This is a genomic window from Arthrobacter sp. SPT-J7 (genome assembly GCF_059089965.1).
The window spans coordinates 1-588 of sequence record NZ_JBNHFF010000536.1; the positions used below are offsets into that span (position 1 = coordinate 1).

The 588-nt window shown below is 64.3% G+C and carries 1 pseudogene; it reads right to left on the reverse strand.

The annotated features are described in order from the left end of the window. Window positions 1-588, reverse strand: a pseudogene (locus AC5RWX_RS34115) (DNA-directed RNA polymerase subunit beta); the annotation flags it as partial.

Genomic DNA, 588 nt, shown 5'->3' on the forward strand with positions numbered 1-588 from the left:
CAGGACGGTGTCTTCGGCGAACTTCTTGTTCTCGTCCAGCGGCGCGTTGGCCTGGGCGATCAGCACCTCGGCCTCGTCGTCGGCCGTCAGGTACTGGACGTCGTCGGAAACGACGCCGTTCTTGACCAGGCGGTACGGGGTCTCGATGAAGCCGAACGGGTTGATGCGTCCGTAGGATGCCAGCGAACCGATCAGACCAATGTTCGGGCCTTCAGGGGTTTCGATGGGACACATACGTCCGTAGTGGGACGGGTGAACGTCACGGACTTCCATGCCGGCGCGGTCACGGGACAGACCACCGGGGCCAAGGGCCGACAGGCGGCGCTTGTGGGTCAGGCCCGAGAGCGGGTTGTTCTGGTCCATGAACTGCGACAGCTGGGAGGTTCCGAAGAACTCCTTGATGGCTGCAACCACGGGGCGGATGTTGATCAGGGTCTGGGGCGTGATGGCCTCGACGTCCTGGGTGGTCATACGCTCGCGGACAACGCGCTCCATGCGGGACAGGCCGGTGCGCACCTGGTTCTCGATGAGCTCGCCGACGGCGCGGATGCGGCGGTTGCCGAAGTGGTCGATGTCGTCGATTTCGAC